Annotated in this window: 20 protein-coding genes; 7 read left to right on the top strand and 13 right to left on the bottom strand. The window is 62.3% G+C overall.

From position 1 onward, the window contains the following. Window positions 1-34: 34 nt before the first annotated feature. The 4 genes from dsbG to K5Y35_RS16645 form a co-directional block, all read right to left on the bottom strand. A complete protein-coding gene (dsbG, locus tag K5Y35_RS16630) occupies window positions 35-805 on the bottom strand; it encodes a thiol:disulfide interchange protein DsbG (RefSeq protein WP_123466433.1) in 771 nt (256 codons plus the stop codon). Then, window positions 781-1,662: a TlpA disulfide reductase family protein gene (locus K5Y35_RS16635; RefSeq protein WP_186746411.1), complete on the bottom strand. Its 882-nt coding sequence runs from the start codon at window positions 1,660-1,662 to the stop codon at window positions 781-783. Before K5Y35_RS16635 ends, dsbG begins: the two co-directional genes overlap by 25 nt. Beyond that, window positions 1,662-3,398 carry a protein-disulfide reductase DsbD gene (dsbD, locus tag K5Y35_RS16640; RefSeq protein ID WP_222832376.1) on the bottom strand — a complete coding sequence of 579 codons (1,737 nt, stop codon included), beginning with the start codon at window positions 3,396-3,398 and terminating at the stop codon, window positions 1,662-1,664. Before dsbD ends, K5Y35_RS16635 begins: the two co-directional genes overlap by 1 nt. An 82-nt stretch (window positions 3,399-3,480) precedes the next feature. After that, a complete protein-coding gene (locus K5Y35_RS16645; RefSeq protein WP_222832377.1) occupies window positions 3,481-4,191 on the bottom strand; it encodes a hypothetical protein in 711 nt (236 codons plus the stop codon). A 253-nt stretch (window positions 4,192-4,444) separates the two neighbouring features. On the opposite strand from K5Y35_RS16645, the gene K5Y35_RS16650 reads away from it, so the two are divergent. From K5Y35_RS16650 to K5Y35_RS16670, 5 genes are all read left to right on the top strand, one after another. Further along, window positions 4,445-5,125 (top strand): response regulator, encoded by a 681-nt coding sequence (locus K5Y35_RS16650; RefSeq protein ID WP_007908710.1) that lies wholly within the window; start codon window positions 4,445-4,447, stop codon window positions 5,123-5,125. Then, window positions 5,125-6,447 carry an ATP-binding protein gene (locus K5Y35_RS16655; RefSeq protein ID WP_123466424.1) on the top strand — a complete coding sequence of 441 codons (1,323 nt, stop codon included), beginning with the start codon at window positions 5,125-5,127 and terminating at the stop codon, window positions 6,445-6,447. Before K5Y35_RS16650 ends, K5Y35_RS16655 begins: the two co-directional genes overlap by 1 nt. A gap of 120 nt (window positions 6,448-6,567) precedes the next feature. After that, window positions 6,568-7,053, top strand: coding sequence for a GNAT family N-acetyltransferase (locus tag K5Y35_RS16660; RefSeq protein ID WP_222832378.1), 486 nt, complete (start codon window positions 6,568-6,570; stop codon window positions 7,051-7,053). Between the two features lie 142 nt (window positions 7,054-7,195). Next, window positions 7,196-8,608, top strand: coding sequence for an aspartate aminotransferase family protein (locus K5Y35_RS16665; protein WP_222832379.1), 1,413 nt, complete (start codon window positions 7,196-7,198; stop codon window positions 8,606-8,608). 83 nt (window positions 8,609-8,691) lie between these two features. Beyond that, window positions 8,692-8,916 carry an MbtH family protein gene (locus K5Y35_RS16670; protein ID WP_123466418.1) on the top strand — a complete coding sequence of 75 codons (225 nt, stop codon included), beginning with the start codon at window positions 8,692-8,694 and terminating at the stop codon, window positions 8,914-8,916. Between the two features lie 132 nt (window positions 8,917-9,048). Here the strand turns inward: K5Y35_RS16670 and K5Y35_RS16675 are convergent, their stop codons facing one another. From K5Y35_RS16675 to K5Y35_RS16710, 8 genes are read right to left on the bottom strand one after another with little or no spacing between them, the layout of a single operon-like run. Continuing rightward, window positions 9,049-9,954 carry a metal ABC transporter substrate-binding protein gene (locus K5Y35_RS16675; protein ID WP_222832380.1) on the bottom strand — a complete coding sequence of 302 codons (906 nt, stop codon included), beginning with the start codon at window positions 9,952-9,954 and terminating at the stop codon, window positions 9,049-9,051. Continuing rightward, complete coding sequence (locus K5Y35_RS16680; protein WP_123467302.1) at window positions 9,955-10,854, bottom strand: metal ABC transporter permease; 900 nt, start codon at window positions 10,852-10,854, stop codon at window positions 9,955-9,957. Further along, window positions 10,854-11,717, bottom strand: a complete 864-nt coding sequence (locus K5Y35_RS16685; protein ID WP_261991198.1) for a metal ABC transporter ATP-binding protein — start codon at window positions 11,715-11,717, stop codon at window positions 10,854-10,856. The genes K5Y35_RS16680 and K5Y35_RS16685 overlap by 1 nt, the downstream gene beginning before the upstream one ends. Beyond that, complete coding sequence (locus tag K5Y35_RS16690) at window positions 11,714-12,643, bottom strand: metal ABC transporter substrate-binding protein (RefSeq protein ID WP_222832381.1); 930 nt, start codon at window positions 12,641-12,643, stop codon at window positions 11,714-11,716. The genes K5Y35_RS16685 and K5Y35_RS16690 overlap by 4 nt, the downstream gene beginning before the upstream one ends. A gap of 35 nt (window positions 12,644-12,678) precedes the next feature. Continuing rightward, entirely contained in the window at window positions 12,679-13,254 is a 576-nt protein-coding gene (locus K5Y35_RS16695; RefSeq protein ID WP_123466410.1) for a DUF6162 family protein, read from the bottom strand. Further along, on the bottom strand, window positions 13,251-13,592 hold the full coding sequence (locus tag K5Y35_RS16700) for a hypothetical protein (protein WP_123466408.1): 342 nt from the start codon (window positions 13,590-13,592) through the stop codon (window positions 13,251-13,253). Before K5Y35_RS16700 ends, K5Y35_RS16695 begins: the two co-directional genes overlap by 4 nt. Further along, the gene (locus K5Y35_RS16705) at window positions 13,589-14,131 is read right to left on the bottom strand and encodes a thiamine pyrophosphate-binding protein (RefSeq protein WP_186746382.1); all 543 of its coding nucleotides are present in this window, start codon (window positions 14,129-14,131) and stop codon (window positions 13,589-13,591) included. The genes K5Y35_RS16700 and K5Y35_RS16705 overlap by 4 nt, the downstream gene beginning before the upstream one ends. Beyond that, entirely contained in the window at window positions 14,128-15,327 is a 1,200-nt protein-coding gene (locus K5Y35_RS16710) for a PepSY-associated TM helix domain-containing protein (protein ID WP_186746380.1), read from the bottom strand. Before K5Y35_RS16710 ends, K5Y35_RS16705 begins: the two co-directional genes overlap by 4 nt. 311 nt (window positions 15,328-15,638) lie before the next feature. Here K5Y35_RS16710 and leuC point away from each other — a divergent pair, with 311 nt between their 5' ends. Together leuC and leuD are read left to right on the top strand one after the other, a co-directional pair. Further along, a complete protein-coding gene (gene leuC, locus K5Y35_RS16715; protein WP_222832382.1) occupies window positions 15,639-17,057 on the top strand; it encodes a 3-isopropylmalate dehydratase large subunit in 1,419 nt (472 codons plus the stop codon). Continuing rightward, window positions 17,054-17,668, top strand: a complete 615-nt coding sequence (gene leuD, locus K5Y35_RS16720; protein ID WP_222832383.1) for a 3-isopropylmalate dehydratase small subunit — start codon at window positions 17,054-17,056, stop codon at window positions 17,666-17,668. The genes leuC and leuD overlap by 4 nt, the downstream gene beginning before the upstream one ends. A 117-nt stretch (window positions 17,669-17,785) precedes the next feature. Here leuD and K5Y35_RS16725 read toward each other — a convergent pair whose 3' ends face one another. Next, the gene (locus K5Y35_RS16725; protein ID WP_185015805.1) at window positions 17,786-18,700 is read right to left on the bottom strand and encodes a LysR substrate-binding domain-containing protein; all 915 of its coding nucleotides are present in this window, start codon (window positions 18,698-18,700) and stop codon (window positions 17,786-17,788) included. Window positions 18,701-18,730: the final 30 nt, after the last annotated feature.

The following is an 18,730-nucleotide window of genomic DNA, read 5'->3' on the forward strand; positions in this document are numbered from 1 at the left end:
GCGAAAGGGCCGCCAGGTTTCGAAAGGTCCGGAGCTATTTGGGGCCGAGAATCTTCGCCAGCTTGTCCGGCGAAGGCGCCCCTTGCTGTTGTTGCAGCTCACCCTTGTCGTCCATGTAGAAAATCGCCGGGGTCGCCTGCAAGTCCAGGTCCTCCATCAACTGCATGTTGGCCGCCAGTTTGGTCTGCACCGCCGCCGGAATGTCCTTCAAGGCCTTGAGCGAACTGGCCTTGCCAGCCTTCTCGTGATCCTCCAGCGCCTTGGCCGGATCCTTGGCTGCCAGCAGCGCGGCGGACTTGCCCGGGCTGTCTTCGCGAATGATCCCGACCATGATGTGCCGCAACTGCACTTTGCCGGCCTTGACCCAAGGGCGTGCCTGTTCCCAGAACATGTTGCAGTACGGGCAGTTCGGGTCGCTGAACAGGTACACCGTGCGCGGTGCATCCTTGTTGCCGTCCTGAATCCAGTTGCTCGCCTCGAACTTGGCCCAGACTTCCTTGGCCATCGGCGCATACACCAGTTTCTGCAACGGTTCGCTGCTCAGGTCTTTGCCGTCGGCGTCGTACAGGTTGCCGAGCAGCACGTGCTTGCCATCGGGGGTCAGGTAGAGCGCCATGCCACGGTTCTGGTATTGCGCCGCGTAACCACGCAAACCATCAGGCGCATCGAACTGGCCGACGATTTTTGCGCCTTTGGCCTCGATCTGCTTGATCGCGGCAGGCAGTTCTTCAGCAGCCTGCAGCGACGGCAAATGCAACAGGGCAGCGCCCATTGTCAGCGTCAGCAGGTGGCGGAGGCGGGGCATGGCAGTTTCCTTGCAGAGGTGGCCGGAGCAATGGCCGGGTTCGATTGGGAGTGTGGCGCATCGAAATTTTCCAGTGCGCGAGCCAGACTGGCATTGGACAACTCACCCAGGTGGCTGCTCAGCAGGCGACCGTCGGGGCTATAGAACAGGGTAGTCGGCAATGCCATGGAGCCCACGGCCTGGCCCACTTGGCCGCTGCGGTCGAACAACACGTTGGTCAGGCTCAGGCCCTGGGTTTCGAGAAATGTCGCCACGCTTTGCATGCTTTCGCCCTGATTGACAAACAGGAAGGTCAGGTCAGGCCGTTGCAGTTGGGCATTTTCCAGGACCGGCATCTCGCGCCGGCACGGTGGACACCAGGTCGCCCACAGGTTGATCACCAGCGGACCGCCCTGATAATCGCTGAGCTTGATGGTTTCACCGGCTGCGTTACGCAGGGCGATGTCCGGCAGACGGGTGCCTTGTTCGTAGATGTTCAGTGACAGGGTCGCCAACAGCCAGAACAGCACACCACTGGCCACGCCAAAACCCAGCGGGCGCCGCAACCCCGGGCGCCGCCAGCCGCGATACAGCGCAACGAGCAGCAACACGATCACTCCCGGCCAGGCGAGGAAGCCGCCATCGCGCAGGTCGACGATCTGCCACGGGTCATTGCGATAATGCGACCAGTACACCGCCACGAACGCGATACGCGCCGCCAGCATGCCCAGCAGGAACAGACTGAACAGCGCCGACTCGGGGTTCTCGCCACCGCGTTTGGCCACCCGCCAGCCGACAAAGGTCGCCAGCGCCAAAGCACTGATCAGCAGCAGATGGTTCAGCGCTATGGCAAAGGTGCCGAGGGTGAAAGTCAGCATTAATGAGCGTCTCGGGTGGTGGTCCAGCGTTGCAGGAACGTCTCGGCATCGACTTCGCCGGTGATGCGCTGGCTGCGGCGCTCTTCACCGTCGGCGCCGATCCAGACGAAACTCGGTGGGCCCGGAACCTTGTAACGGCCAAGCAGTTCGCGGCTGGCCGCATTGTCAGCGGTGACATCCAGCCTGAGCAGGCGCACGTCGCTCAGCGCCTGCATCACCTTGGCCTGGCCAAACACCTGCTTCTCCATGACTTTGCACGACACGCACCAGTCGGCGTAATAATCGAGCAGCACCCACTGGCCCTGGGCCTTGGCGGCATCCAGCTCGCGTTGCAGCGCTGCGGGGTCCTTGATCGTGGTGAACGCTTCATGACCGCTCGGTGCCGCGCTGGCCACACGGCCGGCGCTGTATACCTGCAAGGGTTGATACGGATCGTCGCTGCCGCCCGCCGCGCCGATCATCAGCAGGCTGCCCCACAGTCCCAACAACAACGAGATGGCGCCGAACACCTGCGCGACCCGGCCATACCCTTCCGATTGCTTCCAGGCGCAGAACGCGGCGATCAGCAGCAGCGCGCCGCACAGGCCCAGCCACAACGACGAATCCAGTACCGGGCGCAACATCAGCAACGCGGTGGCGAGGAACAGGAAACCGAAGATGCCCTTGAGCAGATTCATCCAGGCGCCGGGTTTGGGCAGGAAGCGATTGCCGACGGTTACCAGCAACAACAACGGCACACCGATGCCGATGCCCAGCGCAAACAGAATCAAGCCGCCGTGCAGCGCGTTACCGCTCTGGGCGATATACAACAGGGCTCCGGCCAGTGGTGCGGTCATGCATGGGCCGACCAGCAGACCGGACAAGGCGCCCAGCACACCGGCACCGATCAGGCTGCCACCGCTGCGGCTGCGCGAGGCGTGTTCGAGGCGATCGCGCAACGCCACCGGCAATTGCAGTTCAAAGAAGCCGAACATCGGCAGTGCCAGCACCACAAATACCGCAGCGAACGCCCCCAGCAGCCACGGGTTCTGCAACCAGGCCTGAAGGTTGGCACCCAGCAGCGCGGCAATCACGCCCATGGCGGCGTACACCAGTGCCATGCAGATCACGTAACTGCTGGCGAGCGCAAAACCACGACGGGGCGTCGCGCCACTGCCGACGATCATGCCCGCCAGAATCGGCAACATCGGCAACGAGCACGGGGTAAACGCCAGCAACAGGCCAAGGCCGAAAAACACCAGCAGACTCCAGCCCAGCGCCCGCTGTTGCAGACTGCTGGCCAGGGCTTGATCCGGTGCTTCGTCGCTCGCCGTGGTGGCGGATGCCTTGCCGCCCAGATCAATGACCCGGGTTTGCGGCGGATAACACAGTCCGGCATCGGCACAGCCCTGGTAACTGACCTTGATCTGCCCGCTGGCCGTCGCCGGGATTTTCACTTCCAGGCCTTGGCGATACACCGGTTGTTCACCGAAAAACTCGTCGCTGTGGGACTCGCCCTCAGGCAGCGCCGGTTGGTGCGCCGCCGCCAGACCGTCGAATTTCAGGCGTTTCTGGTACAGGTAATAGCCGTCGGTGATCTGCCAGAACAACTGGGTTTCCCCAGACTCCAGACGTTCGGAGGTGAGCACGAAAGCCTTGTCGACCGGCAGAAACTCCGGTTTTGTATCAAATGGATTGTTTCCAGCCTGGGCCAGGCTGGACATCAGCAGAGCAAACAAAAGAAAAAAATGACGCATGGAGGAGCCTTGTCCCTGTGCAAGTGAGGTGCACAATGGGCGGTGGCGATTAACCGATGATTAACCGGCCGAGGCGCCCGGTTCAAGGCAGGCCGCAGAGCAAACCGGGCCAGCTGTCTTCATCCACATCGATAGGGCCGTATTCCACCCGATTGCGCTGCATGTTGTAGCAAATGTATTGGTTGTTGTTCAGGAAAATGTAGAAGTAACTGGCCGCGAACGTACGATCATTCTGCACCGCCGTGATGATCCTGTCCCGGTAAGGCTCAAGGCCCGGCCAGGATTCGGCGTTGATGCTCTCGTGCTGGATATCGCTGTTGGACAGGTTGATTGCGACGGTATGGCCGTCATTCATGAGAAACCGGAACACCTGGCTACTGGAACCGGTCATTTGCCACCAGGTACCGGCAACGATGCGCTCAAAGTAAGGGCGAAGTCGCGCCCAGACGGTATTTTCCAGAGGTTCCATGCTGCGGACCTTATCCAGGTCCTGATCGTATTTACACACCATCGGTCGGCCATTGTCGCTATAAAAAAGCCACAAGACATCGTCGTCGAAGCCACTTTGTGCGTCAGGAATGATTCCCGTGGTGGTGAATCCAAAACGCAGATTGCGTACGTGTCGATGAAAGTCGCCCCAGTTATCGGCGTTGGCTTCGGCGGGATATTCGGCGGGCACCCGGTTGGTGCCGATGTTGAAGCGTGAATAGGTATTGGAGTCCTTGAAAAAAAAGTAGATCCGGTCAGGCCCCGAGCGCCAATCCACGGCGACGACATTTTTTAAATGAGGCATTGTTCTTAAATCCGTTTAAGGGTTGTAGTAGCAGTCAGTTTCGACCGCAGGCTAAACCAGCACCAAACGGATAGACAGGCGCAAACTGTTTCAGTGTTGGTAATCAAACCGATGGCTAGTCTGACCTGGTCGAATTCCAGGTCACACAGCGAGCGGGTTACCGTGCGGCGTGCTTTCCGTCAGCCGGCGCGGCGGCCATAATTGCCACTTAATCCTCGCCTGTTTGACTCGCCTTTTTATTCATGGAGCGCCCATGCACGTATTGGTTTGCGAAGACGACGAGTTGATCGCCAGCGGGATCGTTGCCGGTCTGACCGCTCAGGGCCTGACGGTCGAACACGTCAACACCGCGTCCAAGGCGCGGGCGATGCTCAAGGTCGCCGAATTTGACGTGATGGTGCTCGATCTCGGCCTGCCCGACGAAGATGGGCTCAAGTTATTGCAACAACTGCGTCAGAGTGGCCTGGAGATTCCGGTGCTGATTCTGACCGCGCGCGACTCGGTCACTGACCGGGTCGACGGTTTGCAGGCGGGGGCCGACGATTACCTGCTCAAGCCATTCGATCTGCGCGAACTGTTCGCGCGCCTGCAAACCCTGCTGCGGCGGGTGGCCGGGCGCAGTGTCAACCTGATCGAACACGGTGCGCTGACCTACGACCCGAGCAGTCGCGAGACCACTCTGGCCGGGCAACCGGTGGACTTGTCGCGGCGCGAGCAATCGCTGCTTCAAGCGTTGCTGCACAACCGTGGCCGGGTGCTGTCTACCGAGCAGTTGAAGGACAGCGTCTACGGCTTCAACGATGAACTGGAGAGCAATGCGCTGAACGTGCATATCCATCACCTGCGCAGCAAACTCGGCAAGGGCATCGTCGAAACGGTGCGCGGCCTCGGTTATCGACTGGGCCCGGCCGACGGTGGAGATCAAGGCAAGTGATGAGTCTGCGACTGCGCCTGAGCCTGACCCTCGGCGCCGCGTTTGCGCTGATCTGGGCGCTGGCGGCGGCCTGGATGCTCAGCGATCTGCGCAATCAGATGATGTTTTCCCTCGATCAGCGGCTGGTGGCCTCCGCACGCATGGTCGCCGGGCTGCTGGAGCAATTGCCGGCCTTGCCGAGCAAGGGCGAGGGCACGCATTTCAGTGCCGAACAGTTGAACATTCCCGGCGGTATGGCGTGCCAGGTCAGTTCGTTGCGCGGGGAAATTCTCGCCCGCAGTCACAGCAGTCCCGAGCAGGCTCTGGAAGCCGAGAAAATGGGCTTTCACGATCAGATGATCGACGGTGCGCCGTGGCGCAGCTTCACCCTTGCCCGGGGCGATGTCCGCATCACCACAGCCGATCGGCAAATCGAACGCGAAGCGTTGAACATGTCGATTCTGCTGGCCGCTTCGGTGCCGGTGGGTGTGGCATTGCTCGGTTGTCTGTGCCTGCTGTGGCTGGGGATCGGACAGGGCCTGGCGCCGCTCAACCGACTGCGCGAAGCCTTGATGCGGCGCAATGCCGATTCGCTTGAACCGCTGCAATTGCAATCGTTTCCCAGTGAATTGAAACCGTTGCTCGACACCCAGAATCAACTGTTCCAGCGCATTGGCAAAACCATCGAGCGTGAACGCCGCCTCACCGGTGACGCCGCCCACGAACTGCGCAGCCCGCTGACCGCAATCAAGACCCACCTGCAAGTGGCGCGCATGACCGAGGGTAGCGCCCGTGATCAGTCGCTGGCGCGGGCCGAGGAGGGCGCCGACCGCCTGCACCGCACCCTTGAGCAATTGCTGTTGCTGGCGCGGGTCGAGGGCAGTCTGTCGTTCGATGACGGCTCGCAGTGTAGCGCCGAGCAAGTCGCCAGGCTGGCGATTGCCGACGCCACCGGCGGTGAGCGCCTGCGGATCCAGTTGAAACTGCCGGCCGATCTGTCGACCGCTGCACTGCAGATGCCGGCGGTGCTGTCGATTGCGGCGCTGCGCAACCTGCTCGACAACGCCCTGCGTCATACGCCGCAGGACTGTGCAGTCGAATTGAGCCTGGAAACCATCGGCAACCGTGTGCGCTTTGTCGTGCGCGACCATGGCCCGGGCATCCCCCCGGACGATTTGCAGCATTTGACCCAGCGCTTCTGGCGCAACGGCCAGAGTACCGGTTGCGGCCTCGGTCTGGCGATCGTTCAGGCAATCGTTCAGCGTTGCGACTGTGCGCTGCACTTCGACAGCCGCCCGGACGGTTTGCGCGTGGAGTTGACCATGCCGTTGCAAGCCGTCTGAGTTCACCCCGTCAGCTCTGTGTATTGGCACATCAAATGTAACTTCTCTCCATTAGTCATCCGGCCGCTGCGGGGTTAAGGTCGCTGCAGCTTTGACTCAATGGATTGAGGGGATCGCGCCATGGAAGCACCCATCTGTATTCGTCCGGCCACCCTGGCCGACACCGGCATTATCAGCCGCATCATCGAGCGTTCGATCCGCATCGGTTGTGCACTCGACCACCGCAACAATCCCCGGCAAGTCGATGCCTGGGTCCGCCAGCAGTCCGCCGGACACCTCTGTACGTGGCTCGCCGATGCACGTTTCTACCTCAACCTCGCCCTGTTGCAGGACAAACCGGTGGGAGTCGGCATGGCGCTGGCCAGTGGCGACATCACCCTGTGCTACGTGCAGCCGGAGTGCTTCCGCCGTGGCGTCGGGCGGGCGCTGATGGATGATCTTCAAGGCTGGTTGTGCCTGCGCGGGGTGCAGCGGGTCAGTCTCAACAGCACCCGTACCGGCGAGGCGTTCTATCGACACCTGGGCTATCGCCAAGCGGCGCCGCCCTTGACCCATGAAGGTTTGCAGACTCTGCCCATGGTCCGGTCGTTTCCCGCCTGCGCCTGACAAACGATCAAGGGCCTAAATCCTCGGGACGCTTAAGCGTTTCCAGAACAGGAAAACCTGCATGTGCGCTCCGCGACCGGAACGCGCACCTGTCCAGTGTGCTGTTTTGGTCACTATCCATAGCGTATTGAGGGGTCGAGAGATGTCAGTCGCCACCAGCCTTATCGAACAGTCATCGGCCCGGGTCGCCTCGGCGCCGGCCGAAACGTTGTACCAGTTCCATGAATCACCGTTGCTCGCTCGCCAAAGCCAGCAGGAATCCAATGCGCGCAGTTATCCACGGCGCATTCCCCTGGCGCTCAAGCGTGCCAAGGGCCTGTACGTCGAAGACGTCGAAGGACGCAGCTTCATCGACTGCCTGGCCGGTGCCGGCACGCTGGCACTGGGGCATAACCACCCGGTGGTGATCGAGGCGATCCAGCAAGTGCTGGCCGATGAGTTGCCGCTGCACACCCTCGACCTGACCACGCCGGTCAAGGATCAGTTCGTGCAGGATCTGTTCGGTCTGCTGCCGCCGGCGCTGGCAGCGCAGGCGAAAATCCAGTTCTGCGGCCCGACCGGCACCGATGCCGTGGAAGCCGCGCTGAAACTGGTGCGCACCGCTACCGGGCGCAGCACCGTGCTGTCGTTCTCTGGCGGTTACCACGGCATGAGTCAGGGGGCGTTGAGCCTGATGGGCAGCCTGGGGCCGAAAAAACCGTTGGGCGCCTTGCTCAGTAACGGCGTGCAATTCATGCCGTTCCCTTACGACTACCGCTGCCCGTTCGGTCTCGGTGGCGCTGCCGGTATCAACGCCAACCTGAGCTACCTGGAAAACCTGCTCAACGATCCGGAGGCCGGCGTGCAGTTGCCGGCGGCGGTGATTGTCGAAGCGGTGCAGGGCGAGGGCGGTGTGATCCCGGCGGACATTGAGTGGCTGCGCGGTTTGCGCCGTATCACCGAGAAGGCCGGCGTGGCGTTGATCGTCGACGAGATCCAGAGCGGGTTTGCTCGCACCGGCAAGATGTTTGCCTTTGAACACGCCGGCATCACCCCAGACGTGGTGGTGCTGTCCAAAGCCATCGGTGGCAGCCTGCCGCTGGCGGTGGTGGTCTACCGCGACTGGCTCGATACCTGGCAGCCGGGCGCCCACGCCGGCACGTTCCGTGGCAACCAGATGGCGATGGCCGCCGGTTCTGCGGTGATGCGTTATCTGGTCGAACACAAGGTGTGCGAGCACGCCGAAGCCATGGGCGCACGTCTCAGCGAGCATCTGCGCATTCTGCAGCGCGACTTCCCGCAACTGGGCGATATCCGTGGGCGGGGCCTGATGCTCGGGGTTGAACTGGTCGATCCGAGTGGCCCGGTGGACGCGCTCGGTCATCCACCGGCCTTCGCTCGCCTGGCACCGCTGGTGCAGCGCGAGTGCCTCAAACGCGGCCTGATCCTCGAACTGGGCGGTCGTCACGGCGCGGTGGTGCGTTTCCTGCCGCCGCTGGTGATCACTGCCACCGAAATTGATCGCGTCGCCGAGATCTTCGGTCGCGCGTTGGCCGCTGCCACCGCTGCGCTGTAAATTTTTTGCCGCGCCGCACGTTCTTTCTACATACCCGGCTGCACCTGTGGTGCGGCCCACCCTTACAACGATGGAGAACCAGCATGACGTCAGTATTCGACCGCGAGGACATCCTCTTTCAGGTCGTGGTCAACCACGAAGAGCAGTATTCGATCTGGCCGGACTACAAAGCCGTGCCGCAAGGCTGGCGCACCGTGGGCAAGAGCGGCCTGAAAAAGGAATGCCTGGCCTACATCGAAGAGGTCTGGACCGATATGCGCCCACTGAGCCTGCGGCAGAAAATGGAAGCGCAGGTTGCCGCGCAATAAGCTGCCGGGCAAAAAGAAACCCGCTGAACCGGAGACGGTCAGCGGGTTTTTTCATGCCCCGGATTTGTGTTGGCTGGGCAGGCCCTATCGCTAGCCTGCTAGCGATGAACGGTAACGCGGTTTCGGCTGAAACTAAGCCCCGCTCAGACCTTTGAGCAGCAAATCCACATTACCCTCAAGCTCCGCCACCGGATCCGCCGCATCGGTGCTCAACACCACCAGACGACTACCCGATTCGGCAATCGCCGCTTTCACCGGCTCCGAAGGCTGGCGATGATGCAGCACCACCGCGACATCGTTGTCCTTGAGCGTTGTCGTGAGTTTCTTCAGATCCTCTGCCGTCCACTCCGCATCCGGTCGAGGATCCTGGCCGATCAGCTCCAGATTGAGGCTGCCGATCAGATAACCGAAGTGATCGCTGAGGCTCATCACGCTCAGATTGTCAGCGCTGGCCAGACGCGCCTCACTGTCGGCACTGAGTTTCAGCAGGCGCTGTTTCAATGCCGCCAGATTCGCCTCGATGGCAGGCTTGGCGCTAGGGGCCAGGCGCACCAGGTCCGCCGCCATCACGTCGGCCATGCGCCCCATGTTATTGCTCGCCAGCCAGGGCTGACTGTTCAGGCCATCAACCTTCAGGCCCGGTTGCACGGCAATGCCGGGCAGGGCGCCGTCCACCGGGCGCGCGGCGTCGACTTCAACGATGCGGATATTGCTGCGCCGAGCGATCGGGTACAGCGGATCATCGGCCCACAGCGAGCGCACGCCGATCACGGCATCGGCATCGGTCGCCAGTTTGCCCAGCGCCGGAGCACCACGACCGGTGAAGTACGCGGTCTGACGACTGCCCGGCAGGTTTGCCGGCGCCGCACGTTCAAGGTTGACGTCAGTGCCTTTGAGCAGCACTTCACCCAAGCCGTAAGTGATCGGCAACGAGGCCAGCACGCGCAGGGGCTTGGCGTTTTCGGCCGCCAGCAACGGTGTGCCGACCACACCGCACAGCGTGATGGCCAGGGTCAGTTTTCGCAGAGAAAAAGTCATTTATCCAAGGTTCCCTTTCAGGCTCGGGACAACCCCGCGCGCGATGGCGGCGAGGGCGAAGGCAATGCCGGCGACCAGAATGATCGCGGCGCCGGACGGAATCGGCAGATCGAACACGATCGGCGCCAGAATCCCGCACAAGGTGCTGACCGTGGCGATCACTACCGAGCACCCGAAAAAGCCTTTCAGCGACTGGCTGAGCAAACGCGCAGCGGCGGCGGGAATCACCAGCAGGGCGCCGACCAGAATCGCACCGATCACTTTCACTGCGGCGACGGTGATCAGCGTCACCAGAATCACGAACAGATAATCCAGGGTCTTCACGGCCACGCCACGTACCGCCGCCAGTTGCGGGTTGAAACTGGCGAGCATGATGCGGTTGTACAGCGGCAGCGCCAGGGCCATGACCAGCGAACCGACGATGGCCAGCACCGCCAGATCATTGCCATTGACCGTCAGTACCGAGCCGAACAGCACATTTTCCAGAATGTGCACGTTGATCTTGCCCGCCAGAATCAGCAGCAGGCTCGCCCCCAGGGCCAGCGATACCGAGAGGAACACGCCGATCAAGGTGTCCGGCGCCAGGCCGGTGCGGTTGCGCAGGTAATTAAGCAGAATGCCGAACAACAGGCAGTAACCGAACAGGCTGCCGTACGGCCCGGTGTAGGGTTCGCCAAGCAGAATGCCGATGGCCACGCCGGTCAGCGCCGCGTGGCCGACCGCTTCAGAGAAAAACGCAAAGCGCTTGACCACCACCAGCGTGCCAAGGCCGCCGAGTACCGGACCGATCAACAGCCCGGCAAGCAGCGCATTGACGACAAAACCGTAGGCCAATGCTTCCGGCAGATAACCGGACGAGGCCCAACCCTGGACCATCAAACGGAAGGCTTCGTAACTCATCAGGCACCACTCCGTGGATGGGTCGAGAACAAGGTCAGCAGGCGTTCCGGGGTCAGTGCCTGTTGCGGCGTGGCATCGAACAGCACGCGACGGTTGAGACCGGTGACGCGATTGGCCAGACGGCCAACGGCTTCCAGGTCATGCTCGATCCACAACACGGTAATGCCTGCGGCACGCCAGTCTGCGAGCAGGCGTTCGAACACCTGAATCCCGGCTTCATCGAGGGCTGACATCGGCTCATCGAGGACCAGCAATTGCGGCGCCGGGATCAAACCCTGGGCGAGAAGCACGCGCTGCCGTTCGCCACCGGACAAGGCGCCCATGCGGCGTTTGCGTTTGTCCTGCATGCCGACGCGTTCCAGCGCTTCACCGATGGCGCCGGCGTAGTGCTTGCTCAAACCGAGAAACGCCGGGCGACGCTGGCACATGGCGGCCATGAAATCGTCGACCGTCATTGGCAAGCCGCGATCGAACTCCAATGCTTGTGGCACGTAACCGATGGTGCCGGGCGCGCCGGGCCATTGCAGGCTGAGCTGGCCCTGATGCGGCATCTGCCCGAGCAAGGTCTTGATCAGCGAACTCTTGCCGCCGCCGTTGGGGCCCACCAGTGCGTGCACGCTGCCGGGCTGCACCTGGAAGCTGACGTTGTCGAGAATGGTTGTGCGGCCGAGCGTCAGACTGACCTGCGCAAATTCCAGCGTCGGCCCCGAAACCTGTGGGAGCGACGGTGCAACGATTCGACTTGCCCGCGAATGCGGTGTGTCATTCAACAATGATGTCGGCAGATCTGGCGCCTTCGCGAGCAAGCTCGTTCCCACCGGGGTTTCGGTGTTTTCGGCGATCAGGTTTTCTTTGGAAGTCATGCGCCGGACTCCTGAATCGCCCGCACCACGGTGTTGAGGTTGCCGGTCATTTCCTTTTCGTATTTGTCGGCGGTGTATTCGCCATAGGAAATGTGCGACAGCGGGTACAGCTTGACGCCGGACTCACGCTGGATGGTTTCGACGTACGTCGACGGGAAGTCCATCTCCGAGAAGATCACTTTCACGTCGAGTTCGCGCAGTTGATCAATGGTCTTTTTCAATTGGCTCGGACTCGGCTCGATGCCGTGAGCCGGTTCGACCACGGCGGTCACTTCCAGACCAAACTCGCGCAGCAGGTAGTCGTAAGCCGCGTGCACCGTGGCCACGCGCAGTTCGGCGTTCGGCGCCTGGGTCAGTTTGGCCAGTGCGTCGGCGCGCATCTGCCGCAGGCGTTTGCCGTAGGCGCGGGCGTTCTGGGTGTAAGTCTTGGCGTTGTCCGGGTCGAGCTTGCCCAGTTCGCGGGCGATGTTGTTGACCTGGGCAATGGACGCGCTGATTGACAGGAACGTGTGCGGATTCACCACTTTGCCGGCCCCGCGCGCGGCGGTGCCGGTGGCGGCCAGCAGCGGCACGTTTTCGTTGGCTTCGATGGTCTTGATGTTCGGCGTTTCACTGGCGGCGATCATGCGGTCGGCGAAGTCGTCATGGCCGACCCCGTTGAGCACGATCACGTCCAGTCCGCTGATGCGTTTGATGTCTTCGGCCCGGGGCTCGTAGGCGTGCGGGTTGAAGCCGGCGGGAATCAGCGGCACCACGTCGGCCTTGTCGCCGACGATGTTCGCCACGTAGCTGTAATAAGGGTGCAGGGTGATGCCGATGCGCAGGCGCTTGGCCGGATCGGCGCTGACCAGCGGGCTCAGCAGGCAGGCGCAAAGGCCAGCCAGAAACAGACGCAACAACGGACGGCGAGGGGATGAAATAGACATGGGCAAACGGTCTTCTCTCGAATGCGGGCGAAGGATCAATGGCGATGTTCGCGGGTAACCCCGGCATCGAATTGCGCGACGATCTGTTTCCAGCCGGCAGCGGACAGGGCGGCGGCGTCCAGCTGTTTCGGGGTTTGCACGGCCGCGTCACGGTTGAGCCAGATGTCCGGCGCGGCCTGCGCGTCGGCGCCGGGCAGCATCACGAACGAACCGGCGACGGCAGGCGTCTGGCTATGGCCGAAATAGGCGCTGTCCGCCAGCAATTGCCAGGCGTGGCCGCCGCGACTGACCGAACTGGCATCCTGGGCAAACGGCGCGAATCCTTCATCGGCAAGATTTTGCGGAGTCGGCAGGGTGTGCTGTTCTTCGCGCAGCAGGCGAATTTCGTCCAGCGTCACCCGCAGGTCGGCATAGATGCCTTGCTCGGCGGCGCTGAGATCGCGGCGGGCGTCCAGCTGGTTGCTGGCGACCGGCTCCGGCTCATGGTCCACCCCGCGCCACGCCACCACCGAACCGGCAATCGCCAGAATCAGCAGGCACAACAGCAGCACATTGAGGGTTTCATGCCCGGCGCCGGCCGGGCGCACGATGTGTATGGTTGGCTTCGTCATGGGGCCTCGATATCGGCTTGGTCGATCTCGACCACGTGGCCGGGGCCCGCGTCGAACAGCACGTAGAATTCGGCACCGGGCTTCTTGAAGGTCAGGGTCGAATCGGCACCCAGTTTGCCCGGTACCAGAATGGTCTCGTCATAACCGATCACATCGAGGGTCACCCCTGGCGCACCGCTGCCGTCGGAAAAACCGCCGGTGCATCTGATCTGCTCAGCGTCGATGGCTTTGCACTCGCACATCGGGTTATGCGCCAGGGCGCCGGTACTGAAACCGGCGCCGAGCACCAGCAGGGCGGCACTCAACCGCAGGCGCAGAGAGCGTTGAGAGCGGGTCATGGTTTGGCTCCTTGTTTGTTCAGCCAGGCCAGCGTGGCGGGGGAGGCCTGGCTCAATGGGATCGAGGCCTGATGCATGCTGCCGTCCCAGCCTTCCATGGTGATCCACAGTTCGGCGTCGGGACGGGTCTTTTCCGGGATCGGCATTTGCGTGCCCATGCGGTAGGGGGTGCCGAAGAAAATGGTGCCGGCGGCGCGCAGGCTGCGTGGCTTGCCGATGCGCAGGTAGGTGGCCTTGACCTGCTCGATGCAGGTGTCGCAGAGCGCGGCGCTGAAGTTCTTCATGTAGCCGGCCGGGCCAGTGAGTACCGGCGCTTCGTTGCGCAGTTCGGCCAGGCGCAGGCTCCACGGACCGACCTGGATGTCGCCGATTTCCCGTTGCCCGAGACCGCTGTCGCCGCGAAACAGCGAGGCGTCGGCGAAGTACTTGGGCATGAAGCCCAGCGGGATCAACAACAGCAGGACATTGATGTGGAAACGCCATTTGCGCCACAAGCGTGACAGGGGCGAAGGTGGCGTGGTCGCCTTGGACTTGCTCACAGGCTGGCCTCCGAAGGTTCACGGCTCATGACCGGTTGCGCCTTGATGCGGTTTTTCTTGTCCTCGCGCTTGAGCGCGTTGGCCGTGGCCAGGGCGGTGCGCTTGGTCCAGATCAGCAGGCCGCTGAGTACCATCAGGCTCAGCAGCAGGCCGAAGAAGAACCAGATCAGCTTGATCCAGATACCGCCGAAGTCACCGGTGTGCAGCGGGCGCATCGATTCGGTGACGAACTCCAGCGAGGAACGATCGGAGAGCAACCGTGAAGCGGCCATGTCGCCGTTGTACGGGTTGAGCGTGGCGGTCTGGAACATCAGCGGATACCAGCCGCGTCCACCGACGCTCATGTGGCTGTAGGCATTGCCCGGCAGGCTGACGAAACTGGCTTCCAGCCCGGGAATCTTCTGCTGGGCGATTTCGACGGCCCGGTCCAGGCTGATCCGTGGTGGCGGTGTGCCGGCCGCGGAAATCGGCACGCTCTCACGGGACATCGCCGGAATGATCGGCTCGCTGGAGATGGAAATCTGATTGTCGAACAGAATCGCGCGAATCAGGAACCAGATGCCGGTGATGGAGATCACCGCGATGAACCAGATCGACCAGATGCCGCACAACCGATGGAAGTCGCCCCAGAAGATCCGGGCGCCATGGCGCACTCGCAGGGTCGGGCGCAGGAAGCCTTTCCAGAATTTTTTGTAGACCACCAGGCCGGTGATCAACGACACCAGCATCGGCACGCCGAGGAATGACACCAGGTACCAGCCCCAGCTGTAGCCGTTGGTGAACGGCACCAGCCACCAGCCATGCAGGGCGCGGGTGAAGGCTTTGAAATCGAAGCTGGGCGCGGTGCCCTGGATCACCCCGGTGTACGGATTGACGTAGACCGTCAGCGAGCGCCCGTCGGGGTAGCTGACTTCAACGTCCAGGGCAAAGTGCGACTCGTCCGGCCGGCTGATGCTTTGCACCAGGGTTTGCGGCTCGGCGGTTTTGATCGCCGCCAGAACCTCGTCGTAGCTGAGCCGTGGGGCGTCGTCCGACGGCGGGCTGGCGCGCATTTGCGGGTTGGCCAGCCAGACGATTTCCTGACTGACCACCGCCAATGTGCCGGTGACACAGACGATCAACACAAAAAACCAGATCGGTAACGCCAGCCAGCTATGCACCAGGAACCACAGTTTGGAGCGGGATTTCTTCGACATGATTGCGCGTCTTGATAGCGGTGAAAGGGCGCGTGGCTACGGGCTTCGCAGCACGGCATTCCCCGAAAGACCGGTCGTGGCTTTTGCCTACGCGAACGGCCTGCATCTCTATAGGACGGATGAGCGAGGCAAATCCCGATAAAGGATATGAAAGTAAATGTTTCGCAGTTCGCTCGATGCCCTCCCACAGGGGGCGTTCGAGGCCGGGATTGAACACGATTCATGATCTGCGCCATCACTGTCCGCCGATTGATGGCCAGCCCCCGCTCCCTATGATGGAAACCACACGGTTTCCTTGAGTGAGCGCTTTGATGACCCCCAGAACCCTCTACGACAAACATATCGACTCGCACACGGTGTGCCGCCTCGACGATCAGGGCCACGTGCTGCTCTATATCGACCGGCAGGTGATCAACGAATACACCAGCCCGCAGGCCTTCAGCGGTTTGCGGGCTGCCGGCCGCACGGTCTGGCGGCCGGGCACGGCGCTGGCGGTGGTCGATCACGTCAACCCGACGGCGCCGCTACGGGTCGCCGCTATGCCCGATGCCGGCGGGGCGCGGCAGGTGTCGTATCTGGCGGAAAACTGCCGTGACTTCGGGATCGAACTGCTCGACATCCTCGACAAGCGCCAGGGCATCGAACATGTGATCGCCCCGGAGCAGGGTTTCATCCTGCCGGGCATGGTCATTGCCGCTGGCGACAGCCACACCACGACCTACGGCGCGCTGGGTGCATTCGGTTTCGGCATCGGCACCTCCGAGATCGAGCACCTGCTGGCCTCGCAGACCCTGGTCTATAAACGCCTGAAAAGCCTGCGAGTGACCGTCGATGGCGAGCTGGCACCGGGCCTGACGTCGAAAGACCTGATCATGGCGCTGATCGGCCGGATCGGCGCGTCCGGGGCCACCGGTTACGCCATCGAGTTCTGCGGGGCGACCATTGATGCCCTGAGCGTCGAAGCCCGCATGACCATCTGCAACATGGCGGTCGAGGCCGGCGCCCGCGGCGCTTTCATGGCCCCGGATGAGAAAGTGTTCGCTTATCTCAAAGGCAAACCACGTGCGCCGCAAGGTGAGCTGTGGGAACAAGGCCTGAAGACGTGGCGCGAATTGCGCAGTGATCCCGGGGCGCTGTTTGACCGGGAAATCCACCTCGATGCCCGTGAACTGGAACCGATGGTCACTTGGGGCACCAGTCCGGACCAGGTTGCCCCGATGGGCGCGCGAGTGCCCGATCCGCAAACCGTCAGCGATCCGATCCTGCGTCAGGACATGCGCCGCGCCCTCAACTATATGGGCCTGGAACCGGGCATGGCGCTGAGCGATATCGTCATCAGCCACGCTTTTATTGGCTCATGCACCAACGCCCGGATCGAAGACCTGCGCGATGCCGCCAGTGTTGTGCGTGGTCAGCAAGTGGCCGGGCATGTGCGGGCGATGATCGTGCCCGGCTCCAGTGAGGTGCGCGCCCAGGCCGAAGCTGAAGGCCTGGCGCAGATCTTTATCGACGCGGGGTTCGAATGGCGTCAGTCCGGTTGTTCGATGTGCCTGGCGATGAACGATGACGTGCTCGCCCCCGGCGACCGCTGTGCTTCCAGCACCAACCGCAATTTCGAAGGCCGTCAGGGTGCCGGTGCGCGTACCCACCTGATGAGCCCGGCGATGGTCGCCGCCGCCGCGATCCGCGGTTGTCTCACCGACATCCGCCACTTTGGAGAACGCCCATGAGCCTGCAACCCTTCACCCACGTCAGCGGCCAGGCCGCGCCATTGCTGGCGGCCAACGTCGACACCGACGTGATCATGCCCAAGCAGTTTCTCAAAGGCATCGACCGTCAGGGGCTGGATCGCGGATTGTTTTTCGACCTGCGATTCCGGCCGGATGGCACGCCCGATCCCGCATTCGTGCTGAACCAGCCTGCGTGGCAGGGTGCGAGTTTCCTGGTGGTCGGTCCTAACTTCGGCTGTGGTTCCAGCCGTGAACACGCGGTGTGGGGCTTGCAGCAAATGGGCATTCGCGCGCTGATCGGCAGCAGTTTTGCCGGGATCTTTTTTGATAACTGCCAGCGCAACGGGGTGTTGTTGATTACCCTGGACGGCGCGCAGGTACAGCGGATCGGAGCGCTTGTCGGGCAGCCTGAAACGGCGCGGATCAGCATTGATCTGGAGGCGCAACACATTGCCCTGGCGGATGGCAGCGTGATCGGGTTCCAGATCGACACTTTGCGCAAAACCGCGCTGCTGCTCGGGCTGGACGCCATCGGCAGCACCTTGCAACGCCGCGAACAGATCAAAGATTTCGAACGCCAGCACCTGGCCAACAACCCTTGGCTTTCCTGATATCCCTTGTAGGCGTGAGCCTGCTCGCGATGGCGGTGTGTCAGGTACAACGGTCCTGACTGATCCATCGCTATCGCGAGCAGGCTCACTCCTACAGGGAGGGTTGTGGTGTCGGGGCTACAGCGATAACCCTTTGAAATGTTCCTGCAAGAACTCTACGCACGCGCGCAATTTTCCCGAATGCGCCAGCCGCGTCGGGTACACCGCCCAGACGTTCGCGCTCTGGCTGTAGTCCTCCAGCACCTGCACCAGCCGCCCTTGCGCCAGCAGCGGTTTCACATCCCACAGTGAGCGCAGCAACACCCCGCGTCCGTCCAGCGCCCATTGCAAGACAATCTCGCCGTTGTTTGACGACAACGGCCCACTGACCCGCACGCTCTCTTGCCCGCCATCGCGATCCAGATTCCAGATGCCGAAGGCGTTGTCGCGCTCCTTGATCACCAGGCAATCGTGCTGTTGCAGTTCATCCAGGGTCTGCGGTGTGCCGCGACGTTGCAGATAACCGGGGGCGGCGCACAGCACCCGCCGGTTACTGGCCAGACGCCGGCCGAGGTGCTGGCCGGGAATGTCATCGCCAACGCGGATCTCCAGGTCGAAGCCTTCGTTGATGATGTCCACCACCCGGTCGAACAGGTCGAGGCGAATTTCCAGGTGCGGATAACGTTCCGCCAGCAACGACACCGCGGGTGCCACGTGATTGCGCCCGAAACCGAAACTGCTGCAGATGTGTAAACGCCCACGTGGGCTGTCGTGCGCGTCGGACAGTTCGTCGTGCAGTTGCTGAAAGTCATCGAGAATGCGCAACGCCCAGCGCTGCACCCGTTCGCCGTCCTCGGTCAGCGAGACACGACGACTGGTGCGGTGCAGCAGGCGAGTGCCGAGGGTGGTTTCGAGAATCTGGATGCGTTTGCTGACGTAGGCCGGTGACAGGCCCAACTCATCGGCCGCGGCGGCGAAGCCGTTCTGGCGGATCACGGTGAGCAGCACACGCAGGTCTTCGGGCAGGGGCACGGTGTCTTTCTTCTGGGACATGTCAAAAACGAACACTGGCGGCACAAGCCG

Source organism: Pseudomonas sp. SC3(2021), from assembly GCF_019856535.1.
Taxonomy (GTDB): Bacteria; Pseudomonadota; Gammaproteobacteria; order Pseudomonadales; family Pseudomonadaceae; genus Aquipseudomonas; species Aquipseudomonas monsensis.